This window comes from Rhodoblastus acidophilus (assembly GCF_900187365.1).
GTDB lineage: Bacteria > Pseudomonadota > Alphaproteobacteria > Rhizobiales > Beijerinckiaceae > Rhodoblastus > Rhodoblastus acidophilus.
In genome coordinates this window covers 64,910-81,931 of the sequence record NZ_FYDG01000013.1, presented here as the reverse complement: position 1 = coordinate 81,931, position 17,022 = coordinate 64,910, and the positions used below count along the sequence as shown (strand labels likewise).

Sequence of the window (17,022 nt, the reverse complement as noted above, 5' to 3'; positions counted from 1 at the left end):
CGCACAAGCGGTCCCCGCGCGCCGTCATTCCTCGAAGGCCGTGATCTCGATGCCGAAGCCGGACAGGCCGACATAGCGGCGCGGGGCCTTGGTGCGCAGGCGGATCGAGGCGACGCCGAGATCGCGCAGGATTTGCGCGCCCAGGCCAATGTCGAGCCAGTTCCTGGCCCGCTGGCTTTCCGCGCCCGTTTCCTGCTTTTGCCCGAGCGCATTGGCCGGCACGCCCACGGCGCCGTCGCGCAGATAGACCAGCACGCCACGGCCCTGTTTCTGGAAATTGTCGAGCGCGCCATTGATCAGCGCGCCGCCGCCAAACACATCGCTCAACAGATCGGCGCGATGCAGGCGCGCGGGGACGTCGCGGCCGTCGCCGATATCGCCGACCACCAGGGCGAAATGCTGAACCTCGTCGAAGGGCGTGACATAGGCGTAGCCCTTGAACGTGCCGAATTTGGTTTCGACCGGAAATTCGGCGACCCGGTGCGCCAGATGCTCGCGCGCCTGACGATAGGCGATCAGTTCGGCGACCGAGATCTGCTTGAGACTGTGTTTCTGCGCGAATTCAGCGATCTGCGGCCCCACCATCACGGTGCCGTCGTCATTGGCGAGTTCGCAGATCACGCCGACCGGCGGCACGCCCGCCAGCTTGCACAAATCCACGGCGGCCTCGGTATGGCCGGAGCGCATCAGCACCCCGCCCTCGCGCGCGATCAGCGGAAACACATGACCGGGACGGACGAAATCATTGGAGCCGAGATTGTTATTGGCGAGGCCGCGCACGGTATTGGCGCGCTGCTCGGCCGAAATTCCCGTGGTCAGGCCATGTTTGACGTCGACCGAGACGGTGAAGGCGGTGCCGAGCGGGGCGTCGTTCTCCGCCACCATGGGCGCGAGATGCAGGCGGCGCGCCTCCTGAAGCGTTGTGGGCGCGCAGACGATGCCGCAGCAGTTGCGAATGATGAAGGCCATTTTCTCCGGCGTGCACAGGCTCGCCGCCATCACCAGATCGCCCTCGTTCTCGCGATCGTCGTCATCGGTGACGATCACGATTTCGCCGCGCTTGATCGCCTCGATCGCCTCATTCACCGAATGAGTCATGCTCACGTCCATCCTCTTGTTGTCTGCCGCAAATTCGTGCAGAAAGTCATTCGGCGTCACCGCGCCGCCGGTCTCGCGCGCTATGGCTTGCGCTGTGTCGCGCGACATCCACACGCTCTCCTGATTGCACAACTGGCTCACGGCGCCGGGCGTCAGGCCGAGCCGTCGGGAGAATTCAATCCGGCTCATGCCGGATTTGCGTAACCAGTCCGCCAGTTTCATGGCGCCAGAGGCTAGAGCTTTTGCTGATTTTAGCAATACTAAAATCGCTCGTCGGACGATCCTCCCCCTGCAAGGCGATCCTTCTCTCCTGTCTCACGCTGGGCGTCGCCGCCTGCCCGGCCCAAGCCAGGAGCTGCGACGATTTGACGCAAGACGGCAAGCATTACACGGTTTGCAAGTTCGATCCGCGCCAGGACGACATCCGCACCTTCTGGCGCGGGCCGACCGGCGCGCCGCTCGGCTCGTTCTCGGCCCTCGCCGCCGCCCTCCCCGCCGGCGACCGGCTGGCGTTCGCCATGAACGGCGGCATGTACGACCGCGACAACGCGCCGGTCGGGCTCTACATCGAAAAGACCGAGGAAATGCGCCGCGCCAACACCCGCAGCGGCGGCGGCAATTTTCACCTCAAGCCGAACGGCGTGTTTTTCGTCGGCGGCGGCCGGGCCGGCGTGATGGAGACGACGCACTTCCTGAAGGAGCGCCCCTCCGCCGACTACGCCACCCAGTCCGGCCCGATGCTGGTGGTCGGCGGCAAGATTCACCCGCGCATCCATGCCGACGGCGTTTCGGAAAAGTCACGCAATGGCGTGGGCGTCGACCGCGACGGTCTCGCGGTTTTCGCCATTTCCAACGAGCCCGTGACGTTCCACGCCTTCGCCGACCTGTTCCACGACACGCTGCATTGCGACAACGCGCTGTTCCTCGACGGCTCGGTGTCGGCGCTCTACGCGCCGGAGCTGGGCCGCGACGATTTCACGCTGCCGCTCGGGCCGATGATCGGGGTGGTGGTCAAGGGCAAGTAGGGGCGTCGGTGGCGTCAGCTTTTCGCGGCGGGAGACACCAGCGCACGCACGCCGGCGCCGCGCGGCGTGATCTCCGCCGTCAGGCCGAGCGTCGCGATTTTGGCGGCGAACCAGCGCGGCAGGTGGTCGCACAGGATCTCCAGGCTGGAAAAGCGGCGCGCCTCTAAAATCGGCTCCAGCACATCCACGGAATTGGCCTCGCGATAGCGTGCGAACACCGCCTCAAGGTCGATGCGCAGCCGCCCGTCGGGAAGGGATTCCGCCAGCGTATGCACGGCGTCGACGCCCTCCGGCGTGCGGCGCTTGCGGGTCGGGCCGCCCTCCCCGGCGCCGCAGCCGCCGGGCGACGAGAACAGCGCGACGAAGGCGCGGTCGCGCGCTTCGTTTTCCCGCGCCGCCGCCAGTTCCGCGTCGCGCTGCGCGAAAGCGTCGAGATCGAGCGCGGCGAGCGGCCCGCACGCCTGCCAGACGCGAAAGCCCTGCTCCTGCAACAGCGAATAAACCAGTCCCCGGTTCGCCCCGGACAGGAAGGCGCAGCCCGCGCCGAACCGCTCGACAATGCCGCGCAGGAGTTTCTGGATCGCGGCGAGATCGGCCGTCTGCGAAAGGGCGAAGGCCGCTTCGTCGATCACGCGCCAGACGCCGGAGGCGTTGTCGAACAACCGCAAGGTTCCGGGCGTCCGGACATCGGCGATCTGATCGCGCGCATCGACATGGACGAGCATTTTCATGACGGGTCTCCCAAGCCGGAACAGCGGGCGCAACGCGCCCGCCATTGTTGTCACCACACGTTGAGCAGCCATTCCTTGTGCTTTTTGTGCTCCATGTCGGTGAACAGCGCATTGGCCATCTGCTCGACCAGCCAGGTCGCGCCGCCGTAGCCGACGACCGGATAGCGATAGAGCCCGGCGCGGTCGTAGGTGGGGAAGCCGACGCGCACCATGGGGATGTCATAGTCGATCGAGATGAAGCGGCCCTTGGAATGGCCGAGGATCAGATCGAGTTCGAGGCCCTTGTTCTTGATGCGGTCTTCCAGATCCCAGAAGTCGGCGTTGGTGACGATCTCCATGGGATAATCGACATGCTCCTGCAGCGCCTTGATGCGGGGATCGTCGGCATAGGACGAATTGTCGTCGCCGAGCAGCAGCAGTTGCGGCTTCATTTCCAGGTCGAGACAGAATTCGGCCAGACCAATCACCAGATCGGGATTGCCGTAAATCGCGACCTTTTTGTCGGCGAGGAACATGTGGGCGAGATCGGTGATGGCGTCGAGCGCGACGCCGCGCTTGCGCACCAGCGATTCCGGGATCGGCTTGCCCGTCGCTTCCGACAGTTTCTTCAGCATCGCGTCGGTGTTGCGGATGCCGATCGGCGTCGGGCCAATCACCGAGGGAATCTTGAACTTCTTCTCCAAAAACTGCGCCGCCTTGCCGCCCTCGTAGCGGTTGAGCGCAAACGTGTGGGTCGCCGAGCCCGTGGACACCAGATCCTCGATGGTGGTGTTGCCATGCGAGACTTCGCCGCCGTCGGGCATGATCGGGGAATCAAAGCTTTCGATCTCGAACAGCACGGTGGCGTCGATATCCATCTCCTTGAGCAGCGACTTCAGCTCGGTGACGTCGCCGGGATTGACCCAGCCGGTGATGAAATTGATCTTGCCGTTCGACGGGCCTTTGCGCGCAAACTTTTTGACGAAATCGCGCACGGCCACGTCATAGCCCGACACCATCGAGCCGACGAAAGACGGCGTGTGGATCGGCAGCAGATGCACTTCGCGGTCGGGATATTTTTCCGCGAGCAGGCCTTCTTCGAGCTTGGTGATGACGCCATCGACGTCGTCGCCGATCACCTCCGTCGAACAGGTGGTGATGATCGGGATCACCTTGAGGTGCGGGTAGCGCGCCAGCAGCACGTCCACGCCTTCCTCGACCCGCCCGCAGGCGCCGAACACCGCGCCGTCCTCATGCAGCGAGGACGAGGCGATCTCAAAACTCTCCTTGAGATGCTGGGAGATCAACAGACGCACGAACATGACGCAGCCCTGGCCGCCGTGGACCAGACCGATGCAGTCCTTGACGCCGATCGAGGCATATTGGGCGCCGGCCGGCTGGCAGGTGAAAATGGGATTGATCGTGCCAATCCGGTCCTTGACTTTGACTTCGCAATTCATGGCAAAAATCCTCAGTAATTCTGGACCGTCAGCTCTTCATTGAGAGAGCCGTCGATGGTGAGCCAGTCGATGCGCGCATGCAGGATTTTCATCAGGGCCTGGACCTCGTCCTTGCCCATGCCGGCGAGCCAGGCGCAACGCTCGCGAAAGGCGCGCGACAGCAGGACCGCGTCGACCCAGTAGCACTTCTCCAGCGGCGTCTCGTTTTCGACCTCCTCGCCGAGCAGCAGTTTTGTCGTCTTGCCCAGAATGCCTTCGTTCTGCTTGCGGCGGTCCCAGCCGCGCGAGTTGAACTGCCACAGGCAGTTCTTCATGATGTAGTTCTCCATGAAGGAGACTTTTTCGCGCGTCTCGGCGTCGAATCCGGTCAGCGGATCGGAAGCGTGCAGCTTGGGATAATTCGCCCGCGCGGTGGGTTTTTCCTTCTTGAAACCAGCCATATCAAGATCTCCTCACTCGGCGGCCTGGGGCGACGACTTGCGCGCGAACTGCGGATAGTCCGCATCGGTCTTGGCGCGCAGGGCTTCGATGGGATCGAACTTGCCGGTGTAGCCGGTCAGCGGCGAAGCGCGGTCGGCTTCGGGCAGGCTGGCGTCGGACAGCATGCGGCGCGTCACAAAACCCTTGTCGGTCGCGTAATCGTCCTTGGAAATATCCACGCCCGACAGCTGGTGCATCGGCGAATAGACCGCGTTGTAAATGTCGCGGGCGAAGCGGACCCAGCCTTCAAAACCCTTGTAGGGACCGTTGTGATAGGCGTGGGCGTTGAGGTACGGCACGCGCATTTTCTTGGCGACTTCGCCGGGGCGCTTGCCGGTGAAGATCACGTCGGGCTTCAGCCGCAACAGCGCCTCCTGGCCTTCCAATTCGTTGGGATCGTCGATGGCCAGCGTGCCGACGCCGGCGCGGGCGATGCCCTTTTCCATGTCGCCCTGATGGCCGAATTTGGTGTAGACCGAGACGACCTTGACGCCCATTTCCTCCTGGATGGCGTTGGCCCAGTGCCACAGCTTCGATCCGCCCGGCCACAGGCAAACGCGCTTGCCCTTCAGGCGCGCCGCATACCAGTCGAGTTCCGGTTTCCAGCGCGCGGTTTCCGCCGCGATGATCGCCTCGGCGCGATCCTCGATGCCGAAGAACAGGCCGATCTTGCGCAGGGAATCGCCCAGCGCCTTGAAGCCGAAGCCGTCAATGTCGAGGCGCGGGATGCCATAGCGGGCGCGCAATTCGTCGCAGATATATTCGGCGGAACGCGCGCATTCCAGCACGTTGAGATGGGCGCGGTGCATGGCGCGCAGATCGTCATAGGAGCCGTTGCCGGTGAAGGTCGACAGCACCTGGATGCCCATGCGCTTGAAGTAGTCCTGCATCACCTCCTGGTCGCCCTGGATGTTATATTCGCCGACGTAATTGATGACGTAGTCGGAGGTGATTTCCGGCTCGACCGTGCCGACCTTCTGGTTCAGCCAGGCGATGTTGATCTTGTGGTGGCCGCCCGATTGCGACGGGCCGGCGAAGCCCGGCGAGTTGCAGACGAAGATATCGACGTCGGGACGCTCGGCCATCACCTCGTCGGCGATGGCGTTGATGTCGTCGCCGATCAGCGCGGTGGCGCAGGTCTGATAGATGGTCATGCGCTTGATTTCGGGGAAGGCGTCAAACGCCTCGTGGATGTTCTGCTTGAGCAGGCTCTCCGCGCCGAACACGATGTGCTTTTCCTTCACGTCGGTCGCGAAGGTGTATTTAAGCTGGAAATTGTTGTTATCGGAAATATAGCGCTTGGTCTGCCAGGTGTCGTAGGTGCAGCCGACCGGGCCGTGGCTGATGTGGATCACGTCTTTCATCGGCGTGCCGATGACGTGCTTGGCGCCGCAATAGGCGCAGCCGCGCTCGGAGATCGAGCCGGGAATGGTGTTGAGATAGCCTTTCGGCAGACAGGAGGTGAGATCCTCGCCCTCGCCCTTGACGACGGCGTGCTGTTTGCGTTCCGGGATCACCTTGGAACAGTCGAACTCATGATAAGGCATGACGTCTCCTTCGCGCGAGAGGGGGCGCGTGGTTGCGATGCGATTTCGGGAGAGAGGGAAGCCGAAGCTTCCCTGAGCGAGGTCAGTCGCAGATGCCGTATTTGACGACCATGGCTTCGAGTTGGTCCATGGCGAGCGGAGTCGGGATGACGAAATCCTCGTTCTCCAGAATCTTGCGGCCGAGTTCCTTGTATTCCAGCGCCTGATTGACGTTGGGATCGAACTCCGTCACCGTTTTCTTGTTGAACTCGGCCTTCTGCACGATGTTGTCGCGCGGCACGAAATGGATCATCTTGGTGCCGATGGCCGCGGTGAATTCCTGCAGGAATTCCTTCTCGCCATCGACATTGCGGCTGTTGCAGATGATCCCGCCCAGGCGCACGCCGGACTGCTTGGCGTATTTGACGAGGCCCTTGCAGATGTTGTTGGCGGCGTAGATCGCCATCATCTCGCCGGAAGCGACGATGTAAACTTCCTGCGCCTTGCCGTCGCGGATCGGCATGGCGAAGCCGCCGCAGACCACGTCGCCGAGCACGTCGAAGAAGATGAAGTCGAGGTCTTCGGTATAGGCGTCGTTTTCTTCCATCAGGTCGATGGCGGTGATGACGCCGCGGCCGGCGCAGCCGACGCCCGGCTCCGGGCCGCCGGATTCGACGCAGCGGATGTCCTTGAAGCCGGTCTTCACCACCTTGTCGACCGTGACTTTTTCCGCGCCGTGGATGCGCAGCGTGTCCATCACGGTTTCCTGCATCTGGCCGCCGAGAATGAGGCGGGTGGAGTCAGCCTTGGGGTCGCAGCCGTGAATGAAAATCTGCTTGTTGTGGAAATGGGCGAGCGCCGCCGCCGTGTTCTGGGTGGTGGTGGACTTGCCGATGCCACCCTTGCCGTAAATCGCAACCTTGCGGGTCATGAAGAACTCCTTTCGCGCCTGGCGAGCGTCGCCATCGCATGACCCTGTATCGCAACCGATGTGCCAGTATTCGCCAAATAATCGTTTCGACGGCAAGAATCCTTGGCGACGCGCCATTCTTCGCTTAACAATATGATATTAAAAGATAATATTCAGCGCAGCGAGGGCGGGAAAGCCGCAACAATGCGCGGCGCAGGTGAATCACGAACAGTATTTACATCAATGTAAAAAGCAGCGGCGCCGCGAGCCCGAAACCGAAATGAACCGGGAGGTAAATCCGGCAAGAATTTACCTCCCGGTCTATTCCACGCGTGAGGCCGCAGAAAGCAAAACCGCCGGCGCGAGGCCGGCGGTCAGGGAAGGCGGAACGGGCGAAGGCGGAGTGCGGTCAACCCAAATCGTCGCCGCTCGCGCCCGCGGCGCGAAACGTCTTGTAGTTGAGACCGTAACGCTCCAGCCGCTTGCCGAGCATGCGCCGGGTCAACCCGAGTTCGCGCGCGGCGTCGCCGATATGGCCCGACGAGTTTTTCAAGGCTTCGACGATCATCTCATATTCGACCGAATGCAGCTTGGATTCGAGACTGACGCCGAAACTCGTCCCGCTCTCTTTCGAGGTCTGCAGCGACGGCGGCAGGGCGTAGGCGTGGATCACCTCGTCCTCGCAAAGAATGACCGCGCGCTCCATGATGTTTTCGAGTTCGCGCACATTGCCCGGCCAATGATACGCCATCAGCATGTTGAGCGCCGGCGTCGAAATGCGCTTGACCGGCTTGTTGTTTTCGGCGGCGAAGGTGGTGACGAAATGATCGGCCAGCGTGATGACGTCGCTGCCGCGCTCGCGCAGCGGCGGCACGGTGATCGGAAACACATTGAGCCGGTAATAGAGATCTTCGCGGAACAGCCCCTTCTCGACCATCTCCGCGAGATTGCGATTGGTGGCGGCGATGATGCGCACGTCGATCTTGATCGACCGGGAGCCGCCGACGCGCTCGAACGTGCGCTCCTGCAAAATGCGCAACAGCTTCGCCTGAATCGATAAGCTGAGTTCGCCGACTTCGTCGAGGAAGATCGTGCCGCCGTCAGCCAGCTCGAAACTGCCTTTGCGCAGGCTTAACGCGCCGGTGAAGGCGCCGCGCTCATGGCCGAACAGTTCGCTCTCGGCCAGGCTCTCCGGCAGCGCCGCGCAATTGGATTTGATGAACGGCCCGTCGGACGCCGCGCTGTTGAAATGGATGGCGTTGGCGACCAGCTCCTTGCCGACGCCGCTCTCGCCCAAGATCAGCACGGTCGCCTTGGTCGCCGCGACCTTTTCAACGAGATCGTAAACGTCCTGCATCGATTTGGAGCCGCCGATCATATTATCGGGCCGGAACCTTTGCCCCAAAGTGTTGCGCAGCCGCCGGTTCTCCTGCTCCAGCCGCGTCTTTTCCAGCGTTTCCAGCAGATAGAGTTCGGCCGCCGGCGCGATCATCGCGGCGATCATGGTGAGAATTTCCACATCCTGCGCGCGCAGCCGGGGATTCATATAGCCGCGCTCCGCCGCCAGCGCCCCCAACACTTTTTGCGCGTGGATGATGGGAATGCAGATGAAGGCGGTTTCGGCGCGGCTTTTCTTTTCCTTGTCGAACACCGCCCGCGCGCCGCGCCGGCTGCGCGCGATCAGGGTTTTGCCGGTGGCGATCACCTTGTCGATGACGCCCTCGCCGGGCAGCACGGCGCCGCGCGCCTTTTCCTCGTCGGACAGGCCGAAACTGTCATGCACGAAAATGGTTTCGCTGGCGCGGTCATACAGCGTGAGCAGGCCGCGCTTCATCTTGAGCTGCTGGCGCATCACCGCAAGGATCAGCGGCAGCGAGCCGGCGAGATCGTCGCTAGCGGTGATGATCCGGCTGATCTGCGACAGGGTCTGCAGCACGCCGACGCGGCATTCGCCGGTGAAGCAATGGCTGAACTCGTCGACGAAATTTGTGATGTCGATGTCTGCGGCGTCGTGATCTTCAAGGCGCATGAACGTCCTCGCCGGGCCGGGTGAGTCCGACCGCATCGACAGTTCAGCAAGCGCGGGGCCAGCGACGGGTTGTTTTTTCAAACCGGCGCGCGGCGGGCGGATTCCGCGCGATTTCCCGGCATGTCCGCAGGGGCGCGCCGCGCCGTGACGGCGGCCCGAAATTTACCGATCGCGCACAATGCACCTTTTTGTAAATTTTCCGAGAGACGCGGCGACGACGCGTACGAATTGACCGCCCCGGTTCATTCGCCGCGAAATTGACCGCACAGGCCCAGCCGCGCGCCGCGCGCAAACCTTCTCCGCCCGCGATTTGCTGGACGCCGCGGCCATGGCGCGGCGCTTGCGATGTCTTTTTCGCGCGCAAACCTGCGCCCGCATTTCGATAGGAGTTTTCATGCGTCCCGAACAAGAGAATCCGGCGCCCGCCAGCGACAGCGAACGCGCGCGCATCATCGCGGAAACGCTCGAAAGTTTGCGGGAAAAATTCCGCGCCGACGGCGGCGACATCGCGCTGGTCGCCATCGAAGGCGCTCGCGTAAAAGTGCGGCTGGACGGCGCTTGCGCCGGCTGCGGCGCGGCCAATGAGACGCTGGGCTGGGTGCGCAAGCAACTGTCCAACGCCCTGGGCGGCGGGCCCGTTTCGGTCGTTCCGACTGGAAAAGCGGGGCCCGCCTGATCGGGTCAGCCGATCCGGTAGCCGGACAGGTCGGGCGCGGCGACGCCGGGGAGATTGCGCGGATCGGGTTCGGCCGCGCCGACCGTCAGGCGGATCGGCAGCACGCCGGCCCAGACCGGATGCGCGTAATCGCCTTCATTATCCTCCGGCGGGCCGCTGCGCACTTTCGCCGAGGCCTCCCCGATTTTCAGCGACAGGATCGCGGTCGCGTTGATTTCCGGGGCGGTCGCCGGACGCAGCTTGTCCCATTGGTTCGGCGCGAAACTGTTGATGAGCCGGGTCAGCAGCCGCACCTTCTCCTCGCGGTCGGTGACCGCCTCGGCCTTGCCGAACACCATGACCGAACGATGATTGACGTTGAAATTGAAGGCCGAACGCGCCAGCACCAGGCCGTCGAGAATGGAAACGGTGAGGCAGACGTCGGCGCCCTCGGTCGCCCGCATCATCCGTCCGTTGTTGGCGCCGTGCCAATAGACCCGATCGCCCTCGCGCCATTGCAGCGTGGGGGTGACAATCGGCTGTCCCTCGTGAAGATAGGCGATATGGGCGACGGGCATGGCGTCGAGAATGGCGTCGATGGTGGGACGGTCGTAATGGGCGAGATGGCGATAGCGGTTCACAATGGTTCTGGCGCTGGGCGCGCCGGCGTCATGGGGCGAAGTTGTCATTGGGAAAAGTCCTGGAAAGAAGATGGGACGCCAACGACAAAGCATGAAACGAGCCATGGCTGCCGCAAGGCTTCGGCGCTGACATGACGCCGCCCTTTGGCCCCAATCTGGTCGGCCTGCCCGCCGCCGTCCTCGCCTCGGTCGATTACGCCGTCGCGCCCAGCGAATTGCGCATCGCCGGCGTGCGCGAGATGAATGCGCCGCTGTTCGAAATGCTCGGCCTCGCCGGCGACATCGCCGAGGCCAGCGACGCCTTCGCCAAATATATGACCGCGATTTTCGGGCTGGAGGCGCCGCAATGGCGCGAGCAGCCGAGCGCGCGCGGACCGTCGTTCCGCCATTCCTTCGTGCGCCTGCTGCTCGGCTGGGAGCATGACAGTTTTTCGCGCGAGGGCGCGGTGCTGAAGGGCTGGGTGGAGAGCCGCTTCGGCCTGCCGCCCGCCCACCACGGCGAGAGGATCAGCGATGTCGCCGATCCCTCCTGGCGCGCCTATGTCGAAGACAATCTGGGCAGCGCCTATCACGCCAATTCCATTCACGCCCAACTCGACCTGCTCTATGAATATGTGCAATGGGCGCTGCGCACGCTGGTCTGTCCGGGCCAGACTCACCTGCGGCTCTACCGCGGCGTCGATCGCGCCTCCGAGCAGCTGTTTCGGCGCGAATCCAAGATGATCCTGCGGGTCAACAGCCTGTCCTCCTTCACCACCGACCGCGCCACCGCCGATTGCTTCGGCTCGCGGGTCGTCTCGGTTCAGGCGCCGCTGCCCAAAATCCTGTTCGCCAATGCGCTGCTCGCCTTCTTTCCGTTCCGCGCCGAGCGGGAAGTGCTGCTGATCGGCGGCGACTATCCGGTGACGGTCGAGCCGCCGGCGCCCTGAAGCGCCGCCGTCCAACCGGTCGCCGATGAGGCGCAGTTCTGAACCTTCACCGCCCCACTGACGTTTGGAGAGCGCCCGGCCTTTTCGCCGGCGCGCACCCTGCCCCTTCGCCTTCGGGCGGCGCGGCGACCCAACGCATCATTCTCAATGATCTCAGCGGACGGAGTTTGACTCATGCCCTATGTCGCCACCGCCGACGGCGTGGAAATCTTCTACAAGGATTGGGGTCCCAAGGACGCGCGGCCCATCGTGTTTCATCACGGCTGGCCGCTTTCGTCCGACGACTGGGACGCGCAGATGCTGTTCTTCGTTCGGCGCGGCTTCCGCGTCGTGGCGCATGACCGGCGCGGACACGGCCGGTCGGCTCAGGTTTCCGAGGGCCACGACATGGATCATTACGCGAGCGACGCCGCCGCCGTCGCCGATCATCTCGATCTCAGGAACGCCATCCACATCGGCCATTCGACCGGCGGCGGCGAGGTGACGCGCTATGTCGCCAAATTCGGCGAACCGCGCGGCCGCGTCGCCAAGGCCGTGCTGGTCAGCGCCGTGCCGCCGCTGATGCTGAAGACGGACGCCAATCCGGAAGGGCTGCCGCTCGAGGTGTTCGACGGCTTTCGCAAGGCGCTGGCCGACAACCGCGCCCAGTTCTTCCTCGATGTCGCCTCAGGCCCGTTCTACGGCTTCAACCGCTCCGGCGCGACCGTTCATGAGGGCGTCGTCAGGAACTGGTGGCGCCAGGGCATGATGGGCTCGGCCAAAGCGCATTACGATGGCGTCAAGGCGTTTTCGGAAACGGACCAGACCGAGGACCTCAAGGCGATCTCGGTTCCGACGCTGGTGCTGCATGGCGAAGATGACCAGATCGTGCCGATCGCCGATGCGGCCCTAAAATCGATCAAGCTGTTGAAGAACGGCGAACTCAAGACCTATCCGGGGTTCCCGCACGGCATGCTGACGGTCAACGCCGAGGTGCTGAACGCCGACCTGCTGGCGTTCGTGAAGGCGTGAGGCGTCGGGCGGGCCGTGAATATCGCGGCCCGCCCGCCTATCCCTTCGCCTTCTCCGCCCCGGACAGCGCCTGCAGGATCTGCTCGGACACCGACTGCACCGCCGCCGGCGAATGTGACAGAAACAGGGTGTTGGTCTTGTTCAGCTCGCCAATCGACTTCAGCGTGTCGAAATATTGCGTCACCAGCACGAGCTGCATCACTTCCTTGGCGCTGGCGTCGCCGAGCGTGCGCTGAAAACCCTCAATCGAGCCGCGCAGGCCCTCGATGATCGCCTTGCGCTGGTTGGCGATACCCTCGCCCTGCAGCGCCTTGGATTCCGCCTCGGCCTCGGCCTTTTTCACCACCAGGATTTTTTCGGCCTCGCCGCGCGCCGCCGCCGCCACCTGCTCGCGCTGGGCGGCGTTGATGTCGTTCATCGCCGATTTCACCTTGGCGTCGGGAATGATGTCGGTGACGAGAACATTGACGATTTCATAACCGAAGCCGGCCATGTCCACGTCGAGCTCGTGCTTGACCGCCGCCGCAATGCCCGACTGGCTGGCGAACACCTCGTCCAGCGTCATGCCCGGCACATGGCCGAGCACGACCTGCTCGACATAGGCGCGGATCTGCGCCTCCGGGTCGGACAGGCTATAATAGGCGGCATAAGCCTTTTCCGCGCGCACCCGCGTCTGCACGGAGATCGGGATGGTGACGAACACATTGTCCCGGGTCTTGGTCTCCATGGTCAAGGCGATCTGGTTGACGCGCAGGCTCATGCGCCCGTCGACCGCTTCGATGAACGGAATCTTCCAGTTCAGCCCGGCCTCGGCGCAGCGCACATAGCGGCCGAACCGGGTGATGATGGCCGTTTCCGCCGTCTGCACCGTGAAAAACGAGCTGAGGACGATCGCCAGCAGCAGGAACAGGCCAAGGCCCAGAAAGGCGTTCGCGGCGAAATCCACATAGGCGTTGGTCATCTGCAAACTTCCGAAAAACTCAGCGCCGGATCACCATGATCTCGACGCCGCCGGGACCGACCGACCACGACACCAGCCAGCTCACCACGCTCACCACCAGCGCGGCGAGAATGGCCGCGCCCAGGCCGCTGACGAAGAAACCGTCGAGCACATGCGCCACAAGCTCGATCATCAGGCCGTTGATGACCAGGAGAAACAGGCCGAAGGTCAGGACGGTGATGGGGATGGTGAGAACGATGAGAACAGGGCGCAGCACCGCATTGACGAGGCCCAGCAGGACCGCCGCCCACAACAGGCTTTCGGTCGAGGCGAAGGACACGCCGGGGACGATGCGCGAGGCCACGTAAAGGCCAACGGCGACGATCAGGGCGCGAAGCAGAAATCCGATCATGGGCGGCCTCCTCCACCGGCGCGGCCGGCGCCAGCCGCCCTAAAGATAGGAAGCTTGGGCGAAAGCGCCAAGGGTTCCGCAAAGGCGGGATCGGCGTTGTCGGAACGCTTGGTCAGCCCTTTGGGTCAGGACGCCTGCGCCTGGCGGCCGGTGGCGCCGAGATCTTCGAGTCTCTCCTGCACCGTGCGCAGGTCGAACGGCTTGAGCAGAACGTCGTCCGCGCCGGCCCGCAACGCCCGGCCGATCATCATCGGGTCGTTCTCGGTGGCGCAATAGAAGATCGTGGCGGCCTCCGAACCGGGCATCCGCCGCAGCTTGCGCAGCAATTCGATGCAATCGACGCCGGGAATGTTCCAGTCGAGCAGGATCACGTCGGGCATGGCTTCGCTGCAACGGTCGAGCGTCTTGACATCGTCGTCGACTTCCGTGCTGTCGAAGCCCATCAATTCCAGAATGCGCTTCGCCACCCTGCGGATCACGGCAGAATCGTCGACGACCAATCCATGCTTCATCTTGCGCCCCGGCCTTCCGATGACCGCGCGGCCAAAACGGTCTCGCGCAGTCGAGCGGACACGCCGCCCCCACAACCGCCAACCTGCGCCGGGATCGGTTAAGAAAGCGGAACGGGGCGAAAAGAAATTCGCCCCATGCCCGGATTCAGCGGACTTGGCCTTTTCAGCGGACTTTGCTTTGCGCGACCAGCCAGCGTTCGGCTTCGAGCGCCGCCATGCAGCCGAGGCCGGCCGCCGTCACCGCCTGGCGGTATTTGTCGTCGGCGACGTCGCCCGCCGCGAACACGCCCTCGATATTGGTCGCGGTCGAATCCGGCGCGGTCTTGAGGTAGCCGCCCGGCTTCAGGCCCAGTTGCCCCGCGAACAATTCCGTCGCCGGCTTGTGGCCGATGGCGACGAACACGCCGTCGGCCGCCACCTCCTCGGTCGCCCCGCTCGCCACGTCGCGCAGACGCACGCGCTCGACCGACAACGGATTTTCCGCGCCCATGATCTCGTCGATGGCGCGGTTCCAGCGGAACTCGACATTGGAGCAGGCGAACAGGCGCTCCTGCAGGATGCGTTCGGAACGCAGCGAGTCGCGGCGATGCACCAGAATGACCTTGGCGGCGATATTGGCGAGATAGAGCGCCTCCTCCACCGCCGAATTGCCGCCGCCCACCACAATGACCGTCTTGCCGCGAAAGAAGAACCCGTCGCAGGTGGCGCAGGCCGACACGCCAAAACCCTTGAACTTTTCTTCCGACGGCAGGCCCAGCCATTGCGCCTTGGCGCCGGTGGCCACGATCAGCGCGTCGGCGGTGTAAACCACGCCGGAATCGCCGGTCAGCCGGAACGGACGGACCGACAGATCGGCGGAAACGATGTGGTCGCTGACCATTTCGGCGCCGACATGCTCGGCCTGCGCCCGCATCTGCTCCATCAGCCAGGGGCCCTGGATCGGTTCGGCGAAGCCGGGATAATTCTCCACATCGGTGGTGATCATCAGCTGGCCGCCGGACTCATAGCCGGAAATCAGCAAGGGCTGCAGCATGGCGCGGGCGGCGTAGATCGCGGCGGTGTAGCCGGCCGGACCTGAACCGATGATGACGACCTTGGCGTGACGCGAGGCGGTGTCGGACATGTCTTCTCCGCAGAGCAACGATGCCCCGCCTCTATAGGATTTCGACGCCGAGGGAAAGCTAGCTGACGAAAGACTGGCACAGGCCCATCAGCCCGACCCCCGCCGCCATGCCCAGCGACAGCAGCGCCGCCGTGCCGGCCAGCCCCGGCCCCCGGTCGCGCAACAGCCGCCGCAGCCCGTAACTCAACGCGCCCAGGGCGATCAGCGTCGCCGGCAGCGCCAACAGCAGGGTGTGATGCGATGAATCCATGGTTGTCTCTCAAGAGTCCGAGCAAGACGCCATCAGAGAAAAACGCCAAAGCTTGAATGATTTCTTAAATGTCGTTGGGGATCCTGGCCTAACGTAACATTTAGGCTTCCCGGCTAAACTCCTAGTCATGGACCAGAACCGCCGCAAGTTTCGCGCCTTTGGACTGCTGCTCGCCACCGGCTTCGCGAGCGGCCTGTTCGTGCAATTCAATGCGCCCGGCCTCTATTTCGCCCCCGCGCCCAGGATCGAACCGGCGACGGAGGCGCCGACGGCCATGACCGTGTCCTTGGCGCAAGAGGAGGCGCCCGTCGCCGGCGACCCCGCGCCCGCCCGGCAGTCGGGGGAAGACCAGGCCAAGGCCGCGCCTGCCGAACCCTCGACGCAAGGCGCGGAGATCGCCGGTGTCGAACCGGCGCAAGAGAATCCGCCGCCTGACGCGGAGGAGGCGACCGCGCCGGTGCTGCGGCGCTACGACGCCCTGGCCGCCGTGATCGGCAATACGCTGGAGATCGTCGGCCCGGACGGCGCGCTGCGCCATATCTATTTCGCGCCGCGGGGCCTCGTCGCCGAATTCGACGCCAAGACGATCGAGGTGCGGCAATGGTCGCGCGACGACGACCATTTGTGCCGCACCTTCGGCGCGGATCTGCGGGAATGTTTCTATCTCGCGGTCGAGCTGGACCCCGCGCTGCACCGGGGCGCGGCGGCCGCGCTGGAGGCGCGCATCCGCGACAGCGCGGTGGGAACGGCGATCGGAACCGTACAGGGATTTGGCGACGGCGAGGTGCGGCTGCGGCGCGGCGACCTGCGCGGCCTGCCCGACTATGTGCCGCTGATGGACGACAAGCCGGGCCGCGACTGGACCGGCGCGGCGGGAGCGGAACCGTTCGTCGGCGCCCTGCTGCTGCGCGGCGCCGCCGACGAGGATCGCGCCGCCACCTTCTTCGCGCCGAACGGACAGCTGTTCGAGGTCAAGCGCCTGACGCGGCGCTCCGTGAGCCTGTCGATCTGGAATTGGCGACGCGAGGGCGACCGGGTGTGCCGGAGCGTGGACGCGCCGCCCGGCGAAACGGCGGAGGAATGCGCGCATGTCCGCGTTGCCGGCGGACGGATCGAATTCGCCGAAGCCGCCCCGGCGCGCCGCGCCTATCTGCGCTGGCCCTGGCCGGGCGAGGAAGACGGCGACGGCGCCAGCCGCGCCGCCATGGCGGCCGAGATCAATCTCGCGCCGGCGGCGGGCGCGAGCCAGGGCGCGTTCAAAGGCTCGATCACGGATTTGCGCTAGACATTTCGCGGAGAGCGGGCGCCCCC

18 protein-coding genes are annotated in these 17,022 nt (G+C 64.2%); 5 read left to right on the top strand and 13 right to left on the bottom strand.

Annotated features, from left to right (window positions below):
• Positions 1-24: 24 nt before the first annotated feature.
• Positions 25-1,320: a 3,4-dihydroxy-2-butanone-4-phosphate synthase gene (gene ribB, locus CFB24_RS18055; RefSeq protein WP_088522034.1), complete on the bottom strand. Its 1,296-nt coding sequence runs from the start codon at positions 1,318-1,320 to the stop codon at positions 25-27.
• Positions 1,321-1,340: 20 nt separating this feature from the next.
• Between ribB and CFB24_RS18050 the strand changes: the two genes are divergently transcribed.
• On the top strand, positions 1,341-2,123 hold the full coding sequence (locus CFB24_RS18050) for a phosphodiester glycosidase family protein (protein ID WP_244593245.1): 783 nt from the start codon (positions 1,341-1,343) through the stop codon (positions 2,121-2,123).
• 14 nt (positions 2,124-2,137) lie between these two features.
• Here CFB24_RS18050 and anfO read toward each other — a convergent pair whose 3' ends face one another.
• The 6 genes from anfO to CFB24_RS18020 form a co-directional block, all read right to left on the bottom strand.
• On the bottom strand, positions 2,138-2,854 hold the full coding sequence (anfO, locus tag CFB24_RS18045; RefSeq protein WP_158255253.1) for a Fe-only nitrogenase accessory protein AnfO: 717 nt from the start codon (positions 2,852-2,854) through the stop codon (positions 2,138-2,140).
• Between the two features lie 50 nt (positions 2,855-2,904).
• Positions 2,905-4,293 carry a Fe-only nitrogenase subunit beta gene (anfK, locus tag CFB24_RS18040; RefSeq protein WP_088522032.1) on the bottom strand — a complete coding sequence of 463 codons (1,389 nt, stop codon included), beginning with the start codon at positions 4,291-4,293 and terminating at the stop codon, positions 2,905-2,907.
• Positions 4,294-4,304: 11 nt separating this feature from the next.
• Positions 4,305-4,733, bottom strand: a complete 429-nt coding sequence (anfG, locus tag CFB24_RS18035) for a Fe-only nitrogenase subunit delta (protein ID WP_088522031.1) — start codon at positions 4,731-4,733, stop codon at positions 4,305-4,307.
• 12 nt (positions 4,734-4,745) lie between these two features.
• Positions 4,746-6,320 (bottom strand): nitrogenase iron-iron protein, alpha chain, encoded by a 1,575-nt coding sequence (gene anfD / locus CFB24_RS18030; RefSeq protein WP_088522030.1) that lies wholly within the window; start codon positions 6,318-6,320, stop codon positions 4,746-4,748.
• An 82-nt stretch (positions 6,321-6,402) separates the two neighbouring features.
• A complete protein-coding gene (nifH, locus tag CFB24_RS18025; protein WP_088522029.1) occupies positions 6,403-7,230 on the bottom strand; it encodes a nitrogenase iron protein in 828 nt (275 codons plus the stop codon).
• A gap of 388 nt (positions 7,231-7,618) precedes the next feature.
• The gene (locus tag CFB24_RS18020; protein WP_088522028.1) at positions 7,619-9,238 is read right to left on the bottom strand and encodes a sigma-54 interaction domain-containing protein; all 1,620 of its coding nucleotides are present in this window, start codon (positions 9,236-9,238) and stop codon (positions 7,619-7,621) included.
• Between the two features lie 394 nt (positions 9,239-9,632).
• On the opposite strand from CFB24_RS18020, the gene CFB24_RS18015 reads away from it, so the two are divergent.
• Positions 9,633-9,914, top strand: coding sequence for a NifU family protein (locus CFB24_RS18015; protein ID WP_158255254.1), 282 nt, complete (start codon positions 9,633-9,635; stop codon positions 9,912-9,914).
• A 5-nt stretch (positions 9,915-9,919) separates the two neighbouring features.
• Here CFB24_RS18015 and CFB24_RS18010 read toward each other — a convergent pair whose 3' ends face one another.
• Positions 9,920-10,582: a pyridoxamine 5'-phosphate oxidase family protein gene (locus tag CFB24_RS18010; RefSeq protein WP_088522026.1), complete on the bottom strand. Its 663-nt coding sequence runs from the start codon at positions 10,580-10,582 to the stop codon at positions 9,920-9,922.
• 83 nt (positions 10,583-10,665) lie between these two features.
• Here CFB24_RS18010 and CFB24_RS18005 point away from each other — a divergent pair, with 83 nt between their 5' ends.
• Both CFB24_RS18005 and CFB24_RS18000 read left to right on the top strand, forming a co-directional pair.
• Positions 10,666-11,463: an NAD(+)--dinitrogen-reductase ADP-D-ribosyltransferase gene (locus tag CFB24_RS18005; protein WP_088522025.1), complete on the top strand. Its 798-nt coding sequence runs from the start codon at positions 10,666-10,668 to the stop codon at positions 11,461-11,463.
• A 174-nt stretch (positions 11,464-11,637) separates the two neighbouring features.
• On the top strand, positions 11,638-12,474 hold the full coding sequence (locus CFB24_RS18000; protein ID WP_088522024.1) for an alpha/beta fold hydrolase: 837 nt from the start codon (positions 11,638-11,640) through the stop codon (positions 12,472-12,474).
• A gap of 37 nt (positions 12,475-12,511) precedes the next feature.
• Here the strand turns inward: CFB24_RS18000 and CFB24_RS17995 are convergent, their stop codons facing one another.
• The 5 genes from CFB24_RS17995 to CFB24_RS17975 form a co-directional block, all read right to left on the bottom strand.
• Positions 12,512-13,435, bottom strand: a complete 924-nt coding sequence (locus CFB24_RS17995) for an SPFH domain-containing protein (RefSeq protein ID WP_088522023.1) — start codon at positions 13,433-13,435, stop codon at positions 12,512-12,514.
• A gap of 19 nt (positions 13,436-13,454) precedes the next feature.
• Positions 13,455-13,826, bottom strand: a complete 372-nt coding sequence (locus CFB24_RS17990; protein ID WP_088522022.1) for a phage holin family protein — start codon at positions 13,824-13,826, stop codon at positions 13,455-13,457.
• A 125-nt stretch (positions 13,827-13,951) separates the two neighbouring features.
• Positions 13,952-14,338: a response regulator gene (locus tag CFB24_RS17985; protein ID WP_088522021.1), complete on the bottom strand. Its 387-nt coding sequence runs from the start codon at positions 14,336-14,338 to the stop codon at positions 13,952-13,954.
• A 163-nt stretch (positions 14,339-14,501) separates the two neighbouring features.
• On the bottom strand, positions 14,502-15,461 hold the full coding sequence (gene trxB / locus CFB24_RS17980; RefSeq protein WP_088522020.1) for a thioredoxin-disulfide reductase: 960 nt from the start codon (positions 15,459-15,461) through the stop codon (positions 14,502-14,504).
• 58 nt (positions 15,462-15,519) lie between these two features.
• Complete coding sequence (locus CFB24_RS17975; protein ID WP_088522019.1) at positions 15,520-15,711, bottom strand: hypothetical protein; 192 nt, start codon at positions 15,709-15,711, stop codon at positions 15,520-15,522.
• A 127-nt stretch (positions 15,712-15,838) separates the two neighbouring features.
• Between CFB24_RS17975 and CFB24_RS17970 the strand changes: the two genes are divergently transcribed.
• On the top strand, positions 15,839-16,996 hold the full coding sequence (locus CFB24_RS17970; RefSeq protein ID WP_088522018.1) for a hypothetical protein: 1,158 nt from the start codon (positions 15,839-15,841) through the stop codon (positions 16,994-16,996).
• Positions 16,997-17,022: the final 26 nt, after the last annotated feature.